Annotated in this window: 22 protein-coding genes and 1 pseudogene; 14 read left to right on the forward strand and 9 right to left on the reverse strand. The window is 54.4% G+C overall.

Features of this window, described 5'->3' with window-relative positions; genetic code table 11:
* The first annotated feature begins 79 nt into the window (after positions 1–79).
* From fliL to rcsA, 8 genes and pseudogenes are all read left to right on the forward strand, one after another.
* On the forward strand, positions 80–550 hold the full coding sequence (fliL, locus tag SK47_RS13530; RefSeq protein WP_003859598.1) for a flagellar basal body-associated protein FliL: 471 nt from the start codon (positions 80–82) through the stop codon (positions 548–550).
* Between the two features lie 4 nt (positions 551–554).
* A complete protein-coding gene (gene fliM, locus SK47_RS13535; protein ID WP_003859594.1) occupies positions 555–1559 on the forward strand; it encodes a flagellar motor switch protein FliM in 1005 nt (334 codons plus the stop codon).
* Positions 1556–1969: a flagellar motor switch protein FliN gene (fliN, locus tag SK47_RS13540; RefSeq protein WP_003859592.1), complete on the forward strand. Its 414-nt coding sequence runs from the start codon at positions 1556–1558 to the stop codon at positions 1967–1969. The genes fliM and fliN overlap by 4 nt, the downstream gene beginning before the upstream one ends.
* Before the next feature lie 2 nt (positions 1970–1971).
* Positions 1972–2346, forward strand: a complete 375-nt coding sequence (fliO, locus tag SK47_RS13545; protein ID WP_003859591.1) for a flagellar biosynthetic protein FliO — start codon at positions 1972–1974, stop codon at positions 2344–2346.
* Entirely contained in the window at positions 2346–3083 is a 738-nt protein-coding gene (fliP, locus tag SK47_RS13550) for a flagellar type III secretion system pore protein FliP (protein WP_003859589.1), read from the forward strand. The genes fliO and fliP overlap by 1 nt, the downstream gene beginning before the upstream one ends.
* A 10-nt stretch (positions 3084–3093) precedes the next feature.
* A complete protein-coding gene (gene fliQ, locus SK47_RS13555) occupies positions 3094–3363 on the forward strand; it encodes a flagellar biosynthesis protein FliQ (RefSeq protein WP_003859587.1) in 270 nt (89 codons plus the stop codon).
* A 6-nt stretch (positions 3364–3369) separates the two neighbouring features.
* Positions 3370–4162, forward strand: a pseudogene (gene fliR / locus SK47_RS13560) (flagellar biosynthetic protein FliR); the annotation flags it as partial.
* Positions 4163–4452: 290 nt separating this feature from the next.
* The gene (gene rcsA / locus SK47_RS13565) at positions 4453–5076 is read left to right on the forward strand and encodes a transcriptional regulator RcsA (RefSeq protein WP_048244485.1); all 624 of its coding nucleotides are present in this window, start codon (positions 4453–4455) and stop codon (positions 5074–5076) included.
* Positions 5077–5175: 99 nt separating this feature from the next.
* Here the strand turns inward: rcsA and dsrB are convergent, their stop codons facing one another.
* A complete protein-coding gene (dsrB, locus tag SK47_RS13570; RefSeq protein ID WP_003859583.1) occupies positions 5176–5364 on the reverse strand; it encodes a protein DsrB in 189 nt (62 codons plus the stop codon).
* A gap of 128 nt (positions 5365–5492) precedes the next feature.
* On the opposite strand from dsrB, the gene yodD reads away from it, so the two are divergent.
* Together yodD and SK47_RS13580 are read left to right on the forward strand one after the other, a co-directional pair.
* Positions 5493–5720 (forward strand): YodD family peroxide/acid resistance protein, encoded by a 228-nt coding sequence (gene yodD / locus SK47_RS13575; RefSeq protein ID WP_017383339.1) that lies wholly within the window; start codon positions 5493–5495, stop codon positions 5718–5720.
* 295 nt (positions 5721–6015) lie between these two features.
* A complete protein-coding gene (locus tag SK47_RS13580) occupies positions 6016–6816 on the forward strand; it encodes a mannosyl-3-phosphoglycerate phosphatase-related protein (RefSeq protein ID WP_045337583.1) in 801 nt (266 codons plus the stop codon).
* On the opposite strand, the gene dgcQ is transcribed toward SK47_RS13580, so the two are convergent.
* The 3 genes from dgcQ to SK47_RS13595 form a co-directional block, all read right to left on the reverse strand.
* Complete coding sequence (gene dgcQ, locus SK47_RS13585) at positions 6801–8501, reverse strand: cellulose biosynthesis regulator diguanylate cyclase DgcQ (protein WP_045617695.1); 1701 nt, start codon at positions 8499–8501, stop codon at positions 6801–6803. The genes SK47_RS13580 and dgcQ overlap by 16 nt on opposite strands.
* A gap of 84 nt (positions 8502–8585) precedes the next feature.
* The gene (locus tag SK47_RS13590) at positions 8586–8768 is read right to left on the reverse strand and encodes a YodC family protein (RefSeq protein WP_003859574.1); all 183 of its coding nucleotides are present in this window, start codon (positions 8766–8768) and stop codon (positions 8586–8588) included.
* Positions 8769–8845: 77 nt separating this feature from the next.
* Positions 8846–9757 (reverse strand): DUF808 domain-containing protein, encoded by a 912-nt coding sequence (locus SK47_RS13595; RefSeq protein WP_003859571.1) that lies wholly within the window; start codon positions 9755–9757, stop codon positions 8846–8848.
* 179 nt (positions 9758–9936) lie between these two features.
* Between SK47_RS13595 and yedA the strand changes: the two genes are divergently transcribed.
* Entirely contained in the window at positions 9937–10851 is a 915-nt protein-coding gene (yedA, locus tag SK47_RS13600; protein ID WP_048244488.1) for a drug/metabolite exporter YedA, read from the forward strand.
* Here the strand turns inward: yedA and SK47_RS13605 are convergent.
* The 3 genes from SK47_RS13605 to SK47_RS13615 are packed head-to-tail and all read right to left on the reverse strand — an operon-like array spanning position 10823 to position 13473.
* Positions 10823–11314 carry a very short patch repair endonuclease gene (locus tag SK47_RS13605; RefSeq protein WP_023324908.1) on the reverse strand — a complete coding sequence of 164 codons (492 nt, stop codon included), beginning with the start codon at positions 11312–11314 and terminating at the stop codon, positions 10823–10825. The two genes, yedA and SK47_RS13605, sit on opposite strands and share 29 nt — an antisense overlap.
* On the reverse strand, positions 11295–12728 hold the full coding sequence (locus SK47_RS13610; RefSeq protein WP_057979973.1) for a DNA cytosine methyltransferase: 1434 nt from the start codon (positions 12726–12728) through the stop codon (positions 11295–11297). The genes SK47_RS13605 and SK47_RS13610 overlap by 20 nt, the downstream gene beginning before the upstream one ends.
* Before the next feature lie 43 nt (positions 12729–12771).
* Positions 12772–13473, reverse strand: coding sequence for a phosphohydrolase (locus SK47_RS13615; protein WP_048244490.1), 702 nt, complete (start codon positions 13471–13473; stop codon positions 12772–12774).
* A 284-nt stretch (positions 13474–13757) separates the two neighbouring features.
* On the opposite strand from SK47_RS13615, the gene ompC reads away from it, so the two are divergent.
* Positions 13758–14924: a porin OmpC gene (ompC, locus tag SK47_RS13620; RefSeq protein WP_048244492.1), complete on the forward strand. Its 1167-nt coding sequence runs from the start codon at positions 13758–13760 to the stop codon at positions 14922–14924.
* A gap of 54 nt (positions 14925–14978) precedes the next feature.
* Here the strand turns inward: ompC and SK47_RS13625 are convergent, their stop codons facing one another.
* On the reverse strand, positions 14979–15842 hold the full coding sequence (locus SK47_RS13625; RefSeq protein ID WP_048244494.1) for an N-acetylmuramic acid 6-phosphate etherase: 864 nt from the start codon (positions 15840–15842) through the stop codon (positions 14979–14981).
* 153 nt (positions 15843–15995) lie between these two features.
* On the opposite strand from SK47_RS13625, the gene SK47_RS13630 reads away from it, so the two are divergent.
* Together SK47_RS13630 and dcuR are read left to right on the forward strand one after the other, a co-directional pair.
* On the forward strand, positions 15996–17612 hold the full coding sequence (locus tag SK47_RS13630) for a sensor histidine kinase (protein ID WP_032659246.1): 1617 nt from the start codon (positions 15996–15998) through the stop codon (positions 17610–17612).
* Positions 17609–18328, forward strand: a complete 720-nt coding sequence (gene dcuR / locus SK47_RS13635) for a two-component system response regulator DcuR (RefSeq protein WP_003859556.1) — start codon at positions 17609–17611, stop codon at positions 18326–18328. Before SK47_RS13630 ends, dcuR begins: the two co-directional genes overlap by 4 nt.
* Here the strand turns inward: dcuR and SK47_RS13640 are convergent.
* A complete protein-coding gene (locus tag SK47_RS13640; protein WP_045897119.1) occupies positions 18309–19271 on the reverse strand; it encodes an FAD:protein FMN transferase in 963 nt (320 codons plus the stop codon). The genes dcuR and SK47_RS13640 overlap by 20 nt on opposite strands.
* Positions 19272–19323: the final 52 nt, after the last annotated feature.

Genomic DNA, 19323 nt, shown 5'->3' on the forward strand with positions numbered 1-19323 from the left:
TCTTTTCCACGCTTTGACCTAAGCCGGACACGGGATAATCACCGTATTAAGCTGTACCGAAACAGGAAGCTCGTATCAGATGACAGACTCCGCTATCACCAAAAAAAGCAAGCGTTCCATCTGGATCCCGCTGCTGGTGTTGATTACCCTCGCGGCCTGCGCCACCGCAGGCTACAGTTACTGGCGTATGCAGCAGGAACCCTCCAGCGCGGCCGCCAAAGCTGAAGCGCCGCCTCCACCGGCGCCGGTCTTCTACCCGCTGGATACGTTCACCGTGAACCTGGGCGATGCGGATCGCGTGCTTTACGTGGGTATTACGCTGCGTCTGAAAGATGAAGCGACCCGTGCACGTCTGAACGACTACCTGCCAGAAGTGCGTAGCCGTCTGCTGCTGCTGTTTTCTCGTCAGGATGCCTCCGCGCTCGCCACCGATGTGGGCAAGCAAAAGCTGGTCGATGCCATCAAACAGACGCTGGCGACCCCGCTGGTAAACGGCCAACCTAAGCAGGAAGTCACTGACGTTCTGTATACAGCCTTCATTCTGCGGTAACGACATGGGCGACAGTATTCTTTCTCAGGCAGAAATCGATGCGCTGCTCAACGGCGACAGCGATAAGAGTGACGAACCGAAACCGGGTCTGACCGGCGACGATAATATTCGTCCCTACGATCCCAATACCCAGCGTCGCGTGGTGCGCGAGCGTTTACAGGCGCTGGAGATCATCAACGAACGTTTCGCACGTCAGTTCCGTATGGGGCTGTTTAACCTGCTGCGTCGTAGCCCGGATATCACCGTCGGTGCCATCCGCATTCAGCCGTATCATGAGTTTGCCCGCAACCTGCCGGTGCCAACCAACCTTAACCTGATCCATCTGAAACCGCTGCGCGGTACCGGCCTGGTGGTGTTTTCGCCAAGCCTGGTGTTCATCGCAGTGGACAACCTGTTCGGTGGCGATGGTCGTTTCCCGACCAAAGTGGAAGGCCGCGAGTTTACCCATACCGAACAGCGCGTGATTAACCGCATGCTGAAGCTGGCGCTGGAATCCTACAGCGACGCGTGGAAAGCGATTAACCCGCTGGAAGTGGAGTACGTGCGTTCCGAGATGCAGGTGAAATTTACCAACATCACCACCTCACCGAATGACATCGTCGTGAATACCCCGTTCCACGTCGAGATCGGCAACCTGACGGGCGAGTTCAACATCTGCCTGCCGTTCAGCATGATTGAACCGCTGCGCGAACTGCTGGTGAACCCGCCGCTGGAGAACTCACGTCACGAAGATCAGAACTGGCGTGAGAACCTGGTGCGTCAGGTGCAGCACTCGCAGCTGGAGCTGGTAGCCAACTTTGCCGACATCTCCATGCGGTTATCGCAGATCCTGAAATTACAACCCGGCGACGTTTTGCCGATAGATAAACCCGACCGCATTATTGCCCATGTGGATGGCGTACCCGTGCTGACAAGCCAGTACGGCACGATTAACGGCCAGTATGCGTTACGCGTTGAGCACTTGATCAACCCGATTTTGAATTCGCTGAATGAGGAACAGCCCAAATGAGTGACATGAACAATCCGTCCGATGAAAACAGCGGAGCACTGGACGATCTGTGGGCTGACGCGTTAAACGAGCAGAAAACAACGCCGACGAAAAGCGCGGCAGACGCGGTCTTTCAGCAGTTAGGCGGCGGCGACGTCAGCGGCACGTTGCAGGACATCGACCTGATTATGGACATTCCGGTCAAGCTCACCGTTGAGCTGGGTCGCACCCGCATGACCATTAAAGAGCTGCTGCGCCTGACGCAGGGTTCCGTGGTGGCGCTTGACGGTTTAGCGGGTGAGCCGCTGGATATTCTGATCAACGGCTACCTGATTGCACAAGGCGAAGTGGTGGTGGTGGCCGATAAATACGGCGTACGTATCACCGACATCATTACCCCTTCCGAACGTATGCGTCGTCTGAGCCGTTAAGTATGAAAACCCAGGCAACACTGTCCGCGCCCTCCGCCGTACCCGGCTCACCTCTGCTCCAGGTGAGCGGCGCGCTGTTCGGTATTATTGCCTTTATCCTTATCGCCGCCTGGCTGGCAAAGCGTTTCGGTCTGGCGGGGAAAACGGCCGGTACCCGCGGGTTGAAGGTCAGCGCCAGCACCCCGCTAGGACCGCGCGAACGCGTGGTCATTGTGGAGGTGGAAGATGCGCGACTGGTGCTGGGCGTGACCGCCTCCAGCATTAACGTTCTTCACACGCTGCCCCCTGCGCCTGCCACGGTGGAGGCTAACGCCCAGGCCCCTGCGGATTTCCAGTCCGTTATGAAGAGTTTGCTCAAGCGTCCCGGGAGATCCTGATGCGCCGTTTGTTATTCCTTACGCTGGCAGGCCTGGGCCTGTTCGCGCCCTCTGTGTATGCGCAACTGCCGGGGCTGGTTTCCACGCCGCTGGCGAACGGGGGACAAAGCTGGTCCCTGTCCGTGCAGACGCTGGTGTTCATCACCTCGCTGACCTTTATCCCGGCGATCCTGCTGATGATGACCAGCTTCACCCGCATCATCATTGTGTTTGGTCTGCTGCGAAATGCGCTCGGCACACCGTCCGCACCGCCCAATCAGGTGCTGCTGGGTTTAGCCCTGTTCCTGACCTTTTTCATTATGTCGCCGGTTATCGACAAGATTTACACCGAGGCGTACCAGCCGTTCAGCGAAGATAAAATTTCCATGCAGGTTGCCCTGGAAAAGGGGGCTCAGCCATTACGTGAATTTATGCTTCGCCAGACGCGTGAAGCGGATTTGGCCCTGTTTGCCCGTCTCGCTAACACGGGCGAGTTACAGGGACCGGAAGCGGTGCCGATGCGCATCCTGCTGCCAGCGTATGTCACCAGCGAGCTGAAAACCGCGTTCCAGATTGGCTTCACCATTTTCATTCCGTTCCTGATTATTGACCTGGTGATCGCCAGCGTCCTGATGGCGCTCGGGATGATGATGGTTCCGCCCGCGACCATTGCCCTGCCCTTTAAGATCATGCTGTTCGTGCTGGTCGACGGCTGGCAGCTGCTGGTCAGCTCGCTGGCGCAAAGTTTCTACAGTTGAGGAGCGCGCAATGACGCCTGAGTCGGTCATGATGATGGGCACGGAGGCGATGAAAGTCGCGATTGCCGTCGCCGCGCCCCTGCTGCTGGTTGCGCTAGTCACCGGTCTGATTATCAGTATTCTCCAGGCCGCCACGCAGATTAACGAAATGACCCTGTCGTTCATCCCGAAGATCATTGCCGTCTTCGTGGCGATTATCGTTGCCGGGCCATGGATGCTCAATTTGCTGCTGGACTATATGCGCAACCTGTTCACCAATCTGCCTTACATCATCGGCTGACGGACGATGCTGCATTTCACCAGCGATCAGTTTGTTCAGTGGCTCGGGATCTATTTCTGGCCGATGCTGCGCATCATGGCGCTGATCTCCACCGCCCCCATACTCAGTGAAAAGTCGGTGCCTAAACGCGTCAAAATTGGGCTGGGCATGGTTATCACGATTATCGTTGCCCCTTCCCTGCCGGCGGTGGATATTCCGATTTTTTCCCCGAACGCCGTCTGGATTGCCCTGCAACAGGTGATGATTGGCGTGGCGGTCGGGTTCACGATGCAGCTCGCCTTCGCCGCGGTACGAACGGCGGGTGAACTTATCGGTTTGCAAATGGGCCTGTCTTTCGCGACGTTCGTTGACCCGGGCAGCCACCTGAATATGCCCGTGCTGGCACGTATTATCGACCTGCTGGCGATGCTGTTGTTTCTCTCGTTCAACGGCCACCTGTGGCTCATCTCGATGCTGGTGGACACCTTCCACACGCTGCCGATTGGCGACAACCCGGTCAACAGCAACGCGTTTCTGGCGCTGGTGAGGGCTGCCGGGCTGATCTTCCTCAACGGGCTGATGCTGGCGCTGCCGATCATTACCCTGCTGCTCACCGTTAACCTCGCATTAGGTTTACTCAACCGAATGGCTCCGCAGCTGTCGGTATTCGTCATCGGCTTTCCGGTGACGTTGACGGTTGGCCTTTTATTAATGTCATTATTGATGCCACTTATCGCCCCCTTCTGCGAACATTTATTCAGTGAGATATTCAATCTGTTAGCGGATATTGTTAGCGAACTACCACGCAAATAATAACCCGCAGTGTTTGCAATGTCTTTCTGAGGATATTCCTAAAAATAATCTCGAAAAACATCTACCAGGATATATCTGACGCGGTTTAAATGTTTCTAACCACCTCACAATACTTAATATTTACTTTACTTTAAGATGATTCCTGGCAAATTATACGTAACTTTACGGGATAGTGAGTTCGCCTGAAAGTCTTTGTCATGCTCACAGGTTTTATTAGATTTTTTCCATCCCGTATGGCTGTTTATGAGCTCTCAGGCAGGTGGTGAATTATCGTTACGCATTGAGTGAGGGTATGCCATGTCAACGATCATTATGGATTTATGCAGCTACACCCGGCTAGGGTTAACCGGGTACTTAGCAAGCAGAGGGGTTAGAAAGAGAGACATCAACGATGCACACACCGTTGAAGAACTCGCAGCCGCTTGTGACTCCCACAAGCCCGGCGTGGTGTTTATTAATGAGGACTGTTTCATTCACGACCCCGCTAACAGTCAGCACATTAAGCAGATCATTAATCAGCATCCTAAGACCCTGTTTATTGTTTTTATGGCGATCGCCAATATTCATTTCGATGAGTATTTGTTGGTGCGTAAAAACTTATTAATCAGCTCGAAATCGATTAAACCAGAGTCACTTGATGACATTCTGGGCGATTATTTGAATAAAGAAGTTAAGAATGTAGGGGCGATTAACTTACCCACCCTATCATTAAGCAGAACTGAATCAAGTATGCTAAGAATGTGGATGGCTGGACAAGGGACAATTCAGATCTCAGACCAGATGAATATCAAGGCAAAAACAGTATCGTCACACAAAGGAAATATTAAAAGGAAAATTAAAACGCATAATAAGCAAGTGATATACCATGTCGTACGCCTGACAGATAATGTGACGAATGGGATTTTCGTTAATATGCGCTAATTTGCACGGCCATGTTGTACCCTACCTTGATCTCTGGCCTGGCCAGAGATTTTGCTTTTAAGCAGCCGGAGCCGGGGAGAAGACGCCCCCGACGCCGCCCTATTCCGCCGTTTCCACAAAGATCCCATCCGGGTGCCCCAGTTCGTTGAAGAACCAGATGCCGAGCGGGTAATCTTCCAGCGACACCAGATACATTGTGCCTTCATTAAACTCTTCTATTGCCAGAACCACGCCCGGGCGGCGCGGCCCACCGTCCGTTTTGACGGTTACCCGATCGTTGACCTTCATACATTCCTCCTGTGGTTTTGAGCCAGTGTAGAACAAATTACATTGCCTGGCATCGCCGCCTGGCGCGAATGGCGTTTTTGTGTGCGGTCTATACTTAGCTGTTGAGACGGTTAAATGAGGAGCCCGCCATGAAGACTGACAAAGAGTACAGCGACACCATTAAGCGTGAGGTTGAAGTGGATGTCGATGCCCTGCTTGCCGCCATCAATGAAATTAGTGAGTCCGAAGTTCATCGCGCGGAGGATAATTCAGACCGTGTCGTGGTCAATGGTCGGGATTACCATACCTACCGTGAACTGGCTGAAGCATTCGAGCTGGATATCCATGACTTTAGCGTCTCGGAGACGAACCGCTAAGACGAAAAAAATCCCGGTCAAGGGGATGACCGGGATCAAACTTGCTTATGCAAGAAGCACTTGTAAATTCGTTACACCAGGAAATCTGATGCAGGTAAGACATTATCCCCAACAGAATTGTCTTACAAGCATATATTCTCTTAGCGAATATTATATTTTATACATGTGAATTTTGGTTATGAGTATAAACCTGCGCCGCGTGTGGGTTTGTCGGGATCGTTTCCACTTAAACGGCGCTTCAATGCCTATTTTTTTTAAGATTTTTCTTAGGAAAAATCATCATCCGGGAGACATTATGCCTTCGCTTGAGGAGACTCTTCTTGTCTTTACCGACCTCGACGGCACGCTGTTGGATTTTCACACCCTTGACTGGCAGCCTGCGGCCCCGTGGCTGGAAAAATTAATGGATGAACAGATACCGGTCATTCTGTGCAGCAGCAAAACCGCGTCCGAGATGGATGACATCCAGCAGGAACTGGGGCTTGGCGGGCTGCCCTACATTGCGGAAAACGGCGCGGTGATCCAGCCTGACGTACGGTGGGAAAACGCCGCACGGTTCATCTCAGAAAAGAAGCATGACGAGATCCGGCAGTGTATTGCCCGGGTACGCCAGGAGATGCATCTGAAATTCACCACCTTCGATGATGTGGACGAGCACGTAGTCGCCGAATGGACCGGGCTGAGTCGTCCCCGTTCGGTGCTTGCGCGCAAGCACGAGGCTTCCGTGACGCTGATCTGGCGTGACAGTGATGAACAAATGAGATACTTTGCCGCCGAACTCGCCCGGCAGCGGCTGAAGATCGTCCAGGGTGCACGCTTCTGGCATATTCTGGACACCTGCTGCGGCAAAGACGTGGCGGTTCACTGGCTTGTGGACCAGTATCGCCTGCACGAGGGCTACGAACCGACGACGCTGGGCCTGGGCGACGGCCCCAATGATGCCCCGCTGCTGGACAGCGTAGGCTTCGCCGTGGTGGTGAAAGGCTTCAACCGGGAGGGCATCAGCCTTATAAACAACGATCCAGCCCGGGTTTATCACACTCAGCACACCGGGCCGACCGGCTGGTGCGAGGGACTTGATTACTTTTTGAGGTGATCTTGCCAGATGACCCGGTTACGCCCGCGCTGTTTCGCCTCATACAGACGCGCATCGGCGGTGGATTGCAGATTTTCGAAGTGATAATTGCCCTTCTCCTGCGCACCAGAGACGCCAAACGACGCACTCACGCGCAGGGTGGTACTTTTCTTAATCAGGATCTCTTTGCTGTCGATACGCTCGCGGATCTGCTCTGCGACTTCCGCCGCCTCTTCAAGCGTCATGCCGGGCAGCACCACACAGAACTCTTCCCCCCCGACGCGTCCGGCAATATCTTTATCACGAAGGGTGCTGGCAATCAGCCCCGCGGCATGGGACAACACCTTATCACCCGCCTGATGCCCGAACCGATCATTGATACTCTTGAAGCAGTCAAGATCGATCTGAATGACCGAGAAAGGCAGCGACTGCTGTTCACACTGCTTCGCCAGTATTTTCGCCTGATCAAACAGCGATCCACGATTATTCAGCCGGGTCAGAGGGTCATGCCAGGCCTGCCATTGCAGCGAGTTCTGCATCGAATACATATTACTGACCATGCGCCGGATCACCAGCCATGAGATGAGCAGCATCGCGGTGAACAGCGCCCAAAGCAATGCCAGCACAATGCTGATGCTACCGAAATCGCCGCGCACCCCTTCATCCAGGGTGTGCACGCGCAGGATGACGCCATCAAAATGGTCAAGACGCTCCCAGCTGACAAAACGACTCCCCAGACGAATGCCGCCTTCGGAATCCGATTCTATCGCGTGCGCTATCTGGGCTAATTCGCGCGCGTCAAAATGATTAACGTCCACAGCAGGTGACTCTGATGTCGCAAGCAGGGTAAGCCGGCTGTCATACAGCTGGTATTCCCCTTCCGGGTTATCGCCCACGGCTTCCACCAGCAGGCGACGCAGGGTGGCAAAGGTGAAATCCATCGCCACCACGCCATACCAGACGTGATGGTAATAAACCGGCACGCTGGCGGTAATCAGCGGCTTTTTGCCCACAAAAGAGGAAGGCGGCGAGATAAACCAGCGCACGGCACGCGCACGGTTTTCACGCTCGGACTGTTGGGTAAACCAGGGCTGAGTGACCAGATGATAATAGCGCTGCACGATATCGCTGGAATTTCCCGGCGTATCCGTTTCCAGAAAGAATCCGGCGCGAGAGACATAAATCACGCGCTCTTCGTTGCGGGAAGGGCTGGATGCCAGACGCAGTAAATACCCCACTTCAAGCGCCGCGGACAATTCATTATCAAGGTACTCATCATCACGGTTCAGAAGAGTGGTCTTTTCAACGAAGGCATCCGAAACACCGTTGATCGGTAATGTGCGCCGTTTATCAACCGCAATTTGCCAGGTGGGAGACGTGCGCAAATGCGCAAAACGCTTTACCGCATCATGCAGCGCGCCAAACGCCAGCGGCGTTTCCAGCGCATCATGCATGCTGTGGCGAAAAAACAGCATTTTATCGACGCTGAACTGAAGCTGTCTGTCCAGCGCACTGGCAACCGTTTCCAGATGGTTACGCTGGCTGGAGATATAAGCATCTTCCAGTACCACAACTTCGCGCCAGGTCAGGAGAGTGGAAAAAATCAGGACAACGATAAAACAGAGGTTAACAATCAAACGGGGATTGCTACGCTTATGCAGCCACTGCAAAAAAGATTGTTTTACAACAAAGGTATCGTGCTGCACACACACTCCCTGATTGTCGCTCACCATCCGATATGATAAGTCTTCTGCCAGTAAAAACGCCCGGCAAGGCCGGGCGTTGTGTGATTAAGCCTTGTCGCGTTTTTGCCTTTTATTAGCAGGCTGAAGCTCGTCTTCACGAAAAGCCTCCCGCTTAATGCCGTATCCATCATGCCACCGACACTCCACCATTCCGCTGGAATACCCGGTGACGATCATGCCTGGACCACCATTTTTAGGCTTAACTTCATCACTGATCAAAAAGACCATACCTGCCTCCTGTATCAGGGTGAAACGTTTTCAATTTAGACGAGGAATAGTCTTTTTGCACCCGGGGTCAGCAATAATTAATGCGATTTCCCGCGTACTTTTTCAACCAGCTTAACAACGGCTACCACAATCAGACCGACGATAAAGCCCAGCACGAGGTTAAGCAGTGTGGGCAGGATCGCAGCGACTACCGCTCCCTGGCCTGACGCAAAATGTTCAATCATGTGATGCAGCGAAGCAACACCGTGCACGATAATTCCACCGCCGACCAGGAACATTGCCAGGGTTCCCACCACCGATAAGGTTTTCATCAGCCACGGCGCTACCACCAGCAGGCTTTTCCCGATGCCGCGCGCAATTGCGCTGGATTTTTTTTCCAGCCAGAAGCCGATATCGTCCAGCTTGACGATCAGCCCGACCAGACCATAAACCCCTATCGTCACGAGGATCGCAATGCCGGACAGGATCAGCACCTGGTTCATCAGAGGGGCTTCTGAGACGATCCCCAGCGTAATCGCCACAATTTCGGCCGAGAGGATGAAGTCAGTACGGATCGCGCCTTTGACCTTATCGCGCTCGAACGTTTTTGGATCCTGCGCGGCCAGCGCTTCCAGACGCTGCTGGCGCATTTCCGGGGTGTCTTTCTCTTTGCGTGCAGCGAACATATGCAACACTTTTTCGGCACCCTCGAAGCACAGGAACGCCCCGCCAATCATCAGCAGGGGCGTAATGGCCCAGGGTATAAAGGCGCTAATCAGCAACGCCAGCGGAACGAGGATCACCTTGTTAATAAAGGACCCTTTCGCTACGCCCCACACCACCGGCAACTCACGGTTCGCCCGCACGCCGCTGACCTGCTGCGCGTTCAACGACAAATCATCTCCCAGTACCCCGGCGGTTTTTTTCGCCGCCAGTTTTCCCATAACCGAAATGTCATCCAGCAAGGTGGCGATATCATCCAGCAATGTTAATAAGCTACTTCCTGCCAAAATCTCTATCCTTCTTTTTTTTGCTAATTAAGTGGATAGTATGGAACAAAACTCACCGCCCGGAAACAGGCACCTCACGTCAACAAAAATTTCACATTAACTACACAATTAAAGCACTCGCCAGCCCGATAGTTTTGGCGTTAACTATGAGCGAACTTTTTATTTCGTCGTGAGGGACTATGCGTTTTCGGCATTTATTACCGCTCATTGGAGCACTCTTTTCTCTTTATATCATCTGGGGATCCACCTATTTTGTCATTCGTATAGGCGTGGAAAGCTGGCCCCCGCTGATGATGGCCGGTATTCGTTTCCTTACGGCCGGCGTGCTGCTGATGGCATTTTTATTGCTGCGCGGCCACAGGCTACCGCCGCTGCATCCCTTGCTTAACGCCGCCCTGATTGGCCTGCTGCTGCTGGCGGTGGGCAATGGCGCGGTAACCGTCGCCGAGCACCAGAACGTACCGTCGGGCATCGCCGCCGTGGTCGTCGCGACCGTGCCGCTGTTTACGCTCTGCTTTAGTCGTCTCTTCGGGATCCGCACCCGTAAGCTCGAATGGCTGGGCATCGCGATTGGGCTTGTGGGTATCATCCTGCTGAACAGCGGCGGTAACCTGAGCGGGAACCCCTGGGCTGCCGTTCTGATCATGATCGGCTCCATGAGCTGGGCCTTCGGCTCGGTCTACGGTTCCCGCATCGAGCTGCCTTCCGGGATGATGGCGGGTGCCATTGAGATGCTCGCGGCAGGCATTGTGCTGCTGATGGCCTCCGCGTTGACGGGTGAAAAACTGACGGCGATGCCAGACCTTTCAGGTTTCCTGGCCGTCGGGTATCTGGCGCTGTTTGGCTCCATTATCGCTATCAATGCCTATATGTACCTGATTCGCAACGTCTCACCGGCGGTTGCCACCAGCTACGCCTACGTTAACCCGGTGGTGGCCGTGCTGCTGGGTACCGGTTTTGCGGGCGAAGTGCTGTCGACGATTGAATGGCTGGCGCTGGGCGTGATTGTCTTTGCCGTGGTGCTGGTCACGCTGGGTAAATATTTGCTGCCCGCGAAACCGATTGTTACGAGGTGTGAGGTGGAGAAACCGTGATCGGGTGAATGCCCTGGGTATCGATCTGCGCGGCCTGACCGCCGCCGCAGATCCACTCTTCCAGCCGCTCCGTCAGTTCCACGTCATTCAGCTTCATTCTTCCGCGCAGCGCGCACTCCCAGACAATCAGCACCCGCCAGCCCTGAGCGTAAAGCTGCGAAACATCGCGTTTATCACGCTCGACGTTCCTGCCAATTTTGTCCAGCCAGAAGTCGGTGCGTGTCGCCGGGACTTTAAACAGATAGCAGTCATGATGATGCCAGAAACAGCCGTGGGTAAAGATGATGCACTGGTACGCGTCGATGACGAAATCAGGACGCCCGGCAAGCGTGGCATCCTGAACCCTGAATTCAAACCCGACGGCGGTCAGGAGGCCCGCGATCCGTTTTTCGATCGCGGTATCACGCGTGCCGATGGCACGCATGTTTTTACTGCGCGTGGCCTTATTGTGAACGTCCGCCATTGACGGCCTCACTCTGACGAAGCTGAACGGCCTTGCTGATACGTGAGGCCAGCAGTTTAGCTACGGCGGCAAAGGCGGGCACTACCACCGAGTTGCCAAACTGACGATAGGCCTGGGTGTCCGACACGGGGATGCGAAAACTGTAGCCCTGCGGCGTCTCAAAGCCCATTAAGCGAGCGCACTCGCGCGGCGTTAAGCGCCGCGGTCGGTGCTGTTGGTTCTGTGGATCGTCGAAATCTTTTTCGCCCAGCGCCTTATCCCAGCCCCGATCGATAAGAATTTCCGCGCCATCTTTGTAATAGCGCGCCGACAGCGTACGCGTCACGCTGTCAGGATTAAGCGGATTGACCATGCCAAACCCAAAGCCATTGCCTTTGGCCTGATGCTTTTTGGCATAGCGATAGAGGTATTTCCACAGCACCGGGGTCAGAATGAATTTCGCATCGACGGCGGGCTCCAGCAGATCGGCCACCGTCGGGCGGCGCGCCGGATACAGCGAAGGTAAATCACGCAGCGTAAAATCGCCTTTCAGATTGAGATCGCGGCGGAAGCCCACCAGCACGATGCGTTCGCGGTGCTGTGGCAGGAAGTGTTTGCCGTCGATAATTTTCGGATCGTCCGGCCCCATATCCTCTGCATCCGCCACGTCGTAACCCAGTTCATCCAGCGTTTGCATGATAATGCGGAAGGTTTTGCCGCCGTCATGACTCTTTAAATTCTTGACGTTCTCCAGAACAAAAATTGCCGGGCGGCGGGCATCAATAATCCGGGCAACGTCAAAAAACAGTGTGCCCTGCGTATCACAGGCAAAGCCGTGTGCGCGTCCCAGCGCGTTCTTTTTCGACACGCCAGCCAGCGAGAACGGCTGACACGGAAAGCCTGCCAGCAGCACATCGTGCGCCGGAATGGTATTGCGAATGTGTTCGGCGGCCTCTTCATCGCTGACGCCAGTTTTGTGGCTCAGCGTGACATCACGAATATCCGCGTTGAACTGGTGCGCGTCGGGGTCGCAATACCAGTTGGCTTTATAGGTACGGACGGCATGTTTATTCCATTCACTGGTGAACACACACTGCCCGCCAATAGCTTCAAAGCCATGGCGAATGCCGCCGATACCGGCAAAGAGATCGATAAAGCGAAAGGCATAATTCGGATGCGCAGCAGGAGGACGCGGCAGCAGGTTGCGCAGATAACGGAACTCGCCGTCGCTCAGGCGGTGCCCTGCCCTGTCGCTTATCAGCAACCGCTTGAGTATCGCCGGGCTCCAGTGACTCTCGCCATGGGCCACCAGCTGGTTTGCCAGCGTTTTAGCATCATACATTTCCAGCAGCTGACGCAGGAGTGCCTGCACGGCTGCCGTTGATTTCTCAACCCGCTCAGGCGCGGGCACAGTCACTGATCGATTTTCCTGCATTCTCTTAACCGGACAATAAAGACAGAAAACAGAGTACCACAGTTCAGGATCGCACACTGCGACGGAAATGGGTCAATATCTGGCTGTCGGTTCCGAGGTAATCGCCCTGTAATTCGGCACTCAGCTTCGCCATAAACTGGATCAGAAAATCGGCATTGTGACGCGCAAGTTTGCGCCCCCGCGCGGTTTGCATAGTGTCCGGCAGGCGCAGGAGTTTGGTCTGAAAGTGGTCGAGCGCGAAGGCTTTATCATCCAGCGCTCGTGTTCCGGCGAACGGGTCGTCGGCATCAAACAGCGCGGCGCCCAGCGCACCGGAGACGGCAAAGACGCGCGCCAGGCCGATAGCGCCTAACGCCTCCAGCCGGTCGGCATCCTGCACAATTTTGGCCTCCAGGCTTTGCGGCGCGATACCGGCACTGAAGCTGTGCGCTTCAATAGCATGCTCAACGGCTGCATAACGATCCGGCGGAAAATCAGGAAAGTCGCGACTGAGGATCTCGCGCGTTTTTCGCGCTGCCAGCCGCGAGGAGTGGCTACGTTCCGGGTGATTTTTCGGCAGGCTGACAATGTCATGGAAGTAGCATGCGGTCAACACAACCAGCGGATCGCTATCCTCGTCAGCCATAATACCCTGCGCCGTCATCCAGACGCGGCGAAAATGGGCGATATCGTGCGCCGCATCATCAGTAAAATGATTTTCGTCGAGCCAGCGCTCATAACGGTGCTGCCACTGCGCAATTTCCATCATCCCATCCTGTTGCTCAAAAGAGAGTGAATTATAATACATCCGAATCAAAATTTTTAATAAATAGAATTACGAAATACTTAATAATAATTACCCGCTATATTTTCAATTAATTAATTCACATGAAAAATAAAGAGATAAAAAGAAATATTTTGTAATATTTTTACCAGTTTAATTACATTTATTTTTGAACCTAAATAATAATCCATAGAATAGTATCAGCCATGTAGTTACGGAGGGTAATTACATATATTCAGACAATTTATATTTAAAGGGAATATATAATGAAAAGAAAAGTTCTGGCAATTCTCGTACCCGCGTTATTAATGGCTGGCGCAGCAAATGCAGCGGAAATGTATAACAAAAACGGCAACAAAGTTGACCTGTACGGTAAGGTTGATGCGCGTCATACCTTCTCCGACAACCCAGGCGACGACGGCGATGAAACCTATGTACAGGTGGGTTTCAAAGGCGAAACGCAGATCACGAACGACCTGACAGGTTACGGCCAGTGGGAATATAAAACCTACGCTAACGATACCGAAAGCGCAGGCGACACCTCTTTTAACCGTCTGGCCTTTGCTGGCCTGAAATACGGCGAATATGGCTCATTCGATTATGGCCGTAATTACGGCGTCGTGTATGACGTTGAAGCCTGGACCGATATGCTGCCGGTATTTGGTGGCGACTCCTATACCTGGACCGACAACTATATGGTTGGCCGTACTAACGGTGTGGCGACCTACCGTAATAATGACTTCTTCGGTCTGGTCGACGGCCTGAACTTTGCGCTGCAATACCAGGGTGCTAACGAAGGTGCTAACGCAAACGAAAATCAGGAAGGCACCAAAAACGGTCATGATGATGTTCGTTTCCAGAACGGCGACGGCTTCGGTATGTCTACCACCTATGACTTCGATTTCGGCCTGACGCTGGGTGCGGCTTATTCTTCCTCTGACCGTACTAACGACCAGGTCGCTTACGGCGCTGGCACCTATAACCGCTTCAGCAAATATGCTGGCGGTGAACGTGCGGAAGCGTGGACAATCGGCGCTAAATACGATGCTAATGATGTCTACCTGGCCATGATGTATGCTGAAACCCGTAACATGACTCCGTACGGCAACGATGGCATCGCCAACAAAACCCAGAACTTTGAAGCCGTAGCACAGTACCAGTTTGACTTCGGTCTGCGTCCATCCCTGGCGTGGGTCTATTCTAAAGGCATCGATTTGGGTGGTAACGATTATCATCCAGGCAATGGTTATGACTATGTAGACCAGGATCTGGTTAACTATATCGACGTGGGCATGACCTACAGCTTCAACAAGAACTTCTCCACCTACGTTGATTATAAAATCAACCTGCTGGACGAAGATGATGCCTTCTACAATGACAACGGTATTGCTACCGATGACATCGTTGGCATCGGTATGATCTACCAGTTCTGATCCCCATAAATAGCAAAGCCCGCAACGCGGGCTTTTTTATTTGACGCTGAAATGTTATGGCGCTTCCTGCAAGGCCAGGCGAACAAACCCGTTATTCTGCGCCAGCAATTCATGCGCTTTCCAGGCATCCAGACCCGTCAGCACCATCAGTACCGCCGTTTTGCACTGGTGGTTACAGCTTTCCAGCGCGGCCTTCGCCTGCGCCCGGCTACATCCCCCCGCTTCCATCACAATGGCAATTTGTCGTTCGGCCCATCTGGTGTTGCTTGCCTCCAGATCAACGCGCAGGTTGCTGTACACCCGTCCTGTCCGTACCGCCAGACCGGTGGTGATCATATGCAGGATCATGCTTTGCGCAATGCCTGCTTTAGCGTTGGTATACCCGCCCACCACATCCGCGCCCAGATCGGGAGCAATGACCATACTCGCCAGCTGCGCCGCTTCACTTTGCGCATCCTCCGTAATGAGCGCAACCGTTGAGCCCAGAGACCACGCATGACGCATCGCGCCCCATACCCATGGGGTTTTGCCGCTGACGGACAGCGCCAGCATCATGTCATGCTCGCCAAATTCTATCGTCTGAAGGTCGGCAACGCCGCTCGCGTAGCTTCCGGCGTTATCACCTGCTGTTAACGCAATGACGGGGTGTTTGCCCGGCGCAAACGCTTCTGCCGCCTGCTCAGCCATGCGTCCGGACGCGCCCGCGCCGGTCAGCACCAGACGTCCGCCGTGGCTAAGCGTCGCCGCCGCGTTATCCACCACGCGGGCCAGCATACTTAAGTGTGGGGTAAGTGCAGAAGAGATTTGCGCGTCATCCTGGTGTATGACGTTAAGCATATCCAGCGTCGATAATCTGTCGATGTTCATCGTGCTGGCGTGCCGTCTTTCCCTGGCCGTACCGGTAAGCATAATGCTCATAAACTGCCTCCTTATTATGAGTACCCACACACTATAAAGTGTTTTATATAGGTCACCTGAGAGGAGGCTCACGAAACGCCTCTCTTTACATGGCTTTATGAAACGCCCGTCATCAGCGATAATTAGCCCTTTCTTTTTCATCGCGGAGTGTTAATGAGCGATTTGCAGCCCTTCCCCCCGACGCGCAAGCGCCCTATGAAGCTGAATACGCTGGTTACGCTGATGGTGTGCGCGATTATCGGCTCGGTGCTGCTGGTGGTCTTCGCGCTCTACTCTGTGCAGATCACCCGCGCCACGCGCGATGACGTGAAAGATACCGCGCTGGGTATCGCCCGGACGCTGGCCGACAGCCCGGAGATCAAGCGTGGCCTGATGGAATCGCCGCAGGCTGGCATCATCCAGCCGATTGCCGAGGCGGTGACGAAGCGCAACGACCTGCTGTTTACCGTGGTCACCGACCTGCGTGGGATCCGTTATTCCCATCCAAATGAAGCGCTGTTAGGTTTGCACTTTATTGGCGACGATCTGACGCCCGCCCTGGAAGGGAAAGAGAATGTCTCCGTTAACCGCGGCGCGCTCGCGGAAGCGCTGCGCGTCTTTACCCCCGTGTATGACGACCAGCACGACCAGATCGGCGTGGTGGTGGTGGGCATTTCGCTGAATAAAGTTGAAGATCAGATTGCCCGCGGGCGGCTCAACGCCGTGTGGACCATCTTATTCAGCGTTCTGATGAGCTCGGTGGCGATATGGGGTCTGGTCCGGGTGCTGAAGCGTATCCTCTTCGGGCTGGAGCCTTACGAGATCTCAGCCCTCTTTGAGCAGCGCCAGGCCATGTTGCAGTCCCTGCGCGAAGGCGTGATGGCCGTGGATATGCACGGGCGCGTGACGATGATTAACCACACCGCCAGAGAGATTTTGCTCCTGAGCTCGGGTGAGCACTCCGAGAGCAGCGGCGAACCACTGCTGGCCAGCCTGCGGGAAGTGGCGAAAACCGGCATTGCTCGCCAGGATCAGGAGATCGGCTGTAACGGACGGCTACTGCTATGCAACATGGTCCCCGTGAAAAGCCAGAATCAGGTGATCGGGGCAATCAGCACCTTCCGCGATAAGACCGAAATCAGCCAGTTAATGCAGCGTATCGATGGCATGGTCAACTATGTTGATGCCCTGCGCTCCCATACGCATGAGTTTATGAACAAGCTGCACGTGATCCTCGGCCTGCTGCACATGAAGCGCTACGATAAGCTGGAGGAGTACATCATCCAGACCGCGCAGAATTATCAGACGGATATCGGCGCGATACAGCGCAAAGTTAAATCGCCGGTCATTGCGGGTTTCCTGCTGGGTAAAATTAACCGCGCCAAAGAGGCCGGAGTGACCCTGACGCTGGCGGAGGAGAGTCAGCTTCCTGACACCGCCAATGAAGAGCAGGTTGCGGTGCTGATCACCGTGCTGGGCAATTTAATCGAAAATGCCCTTGATGCGATGGAAGGCCAGCCGGAAGGCGAGATCGGCCTGCTGCTGCATTATCAGAACGGCTGGCTGAGCGGTGAGGTCAGCGATGACGGTCCCGGTATTGATCCCGAGCGGCTGGAGGCTATTTTTACAAAGGGCTACTCAACAAAAGGTGAAAACCGCGGCGTTGGGCTGTTCCTTGCGCGTCAGCAGATCCAGAATCTGGGCGGAGATATTACCGTCGAGTCTGAACCTGGCGTATTTACCCAATTTTTTGTTCAGATCCCCTGGGATAGCGAGAGGAATATCGCGTGATAAATGTGTTAATTGTCGATGATGACGCCATGGTAGCCGACCTCAACCGTCTGTATGTTAACCGCGTTGAGGGTTTTAGCTGCTGCGGCGTCGCTTCCACGCTCAACCAGGCCGAGGCGTTGATCGCCAACCCAGGCCAGCCGATCGATCTGGTGCTGCTGGATGTCTATATGCAGCAGGATAACGGGCTGGATCTGCTGCCCATCATTCGCGCGTCGGGCCGCCCGATTGACGTCATCATGATCTCGTCGGCCTCCGACGCCGCAACAATCCAGACGTCCATGCACTATGGCGTGGTGGATTACCTGATTAAACCGTTCCAGTTCCCGCGTTTTGAAGAGGCGCTGAACGGCTGGAAGGCAAAGCGCAGCCTGATGGGATCGCATCAGTATTATGAACAGGCCGACGTCGACAGGCTGATCCACGGCGGCGCGCCGGAGCTGGCTGACAGCAAAAAATTACCGAAAGGCCTAACGCCGCAGACGCTGCGCACCATTTGCCAGTGGATCGACAGCCATCCGGAGATAGAATTTTCCACCGACGATCTGGCGAATGCGGTCAACATTTCCCGCGTCTCCTGCCGCAAATACCTGATCTGGCTGGCGCAAATTAATATCCTGTTCACCAGCATTCATTACGGCGCTACCGGCCGACCGGTATATCGATACCGTTTGCAGCCGGAACAGGTCGGACTGCTCAAACAGTACTGCCAGTAATTCGGTAGCTGTCGTCCAGAAGGGTAAAACGGAAGTGGTGCATCGAGGAGATCACCACTTCTTTTGTTTTGGTGACAAAAATGGCTTCAATATCGGGGCGCGAACGCAGCGCGGCGCAGCCCTTTTCCACACCCATGCCGTAGATCAGCGTGGTCCAGATATCGCCGTCGAGGGAGTCTTGCGAAATAATCGTCACGCTGTCCAGTTCGTTATCCAGCGGGTAGCCGGTGCGCGGGTCAAGTATGTGGTGATAACGTTTGCCGTTCTGCTCGAAATAGCGCTCATAGGTGCCTGACGTCACCACCGACCGGTTCTCTACCGTCATAGCGCCAATCAGCGCGTCACCGGCGAACGGTTTTTTCAGGCCGACGCGCCAGCCGCCCTCCGGCGAACCTAACGTCTGGACGTTGCCGCCAAGGTTGATCAGCCCAAGTTCAACGCCCTCTTTATGCAGGTGATCCCGCACCCTGTCGGCGATATAGCCTTTAGCAATAGCACCCAGATCGATCTCCATTCCCTGGCGAGTAAGAAACACGCTGCTATTGGCTTCATCCAGCACCACGTCCGCAGGATCCGTGATGCCCATCAAGGCGGCGATCTCGTCCGCGGGCGGTACAGCGTCCCCCTTAAAGCCAATTTTCCAGCATTTCACCAGCGGGCCGATCGCCAGGTTAAAGGCGCTGTCTTTAAGCAGGCTTGCCGCTTTCGCGCAGCGGATCAGCTCAAACACCGGACGACTGACGGCAACCGGATGCTGACCAGCCGCATGGTTGATGTCCATTACCTGGGAGTGCGCACGGTTAACGGTGAGCAGATCTTCGTACTGTTTGATCAGGCGAAACACGCGGGAGGCAAGCGCTTCGTCATGGGAAAAGAGTTTCAGGAGTATGGGCGAGCCCATCAGAACGGCGGAGTAGCTGTAAACGCGATGGCTATCAGGCATTGCATGAGTCCTCAGGTGTAGCCCCGGCAGGCACCGCGCCGCCGGGGAAACA

The sequence above is a fragment of the Enterobacter sp. BWH52 genome, assembly GCF_001037565.1.
In the GTDB taxonomy this organism is placed as follows: Bacteria; Pseudomonadota; Gammaproteobacteria; order Enterobacterales; family Enterobacteriaceae; genus Enterobacter; species Enterobacter hormaechei_C.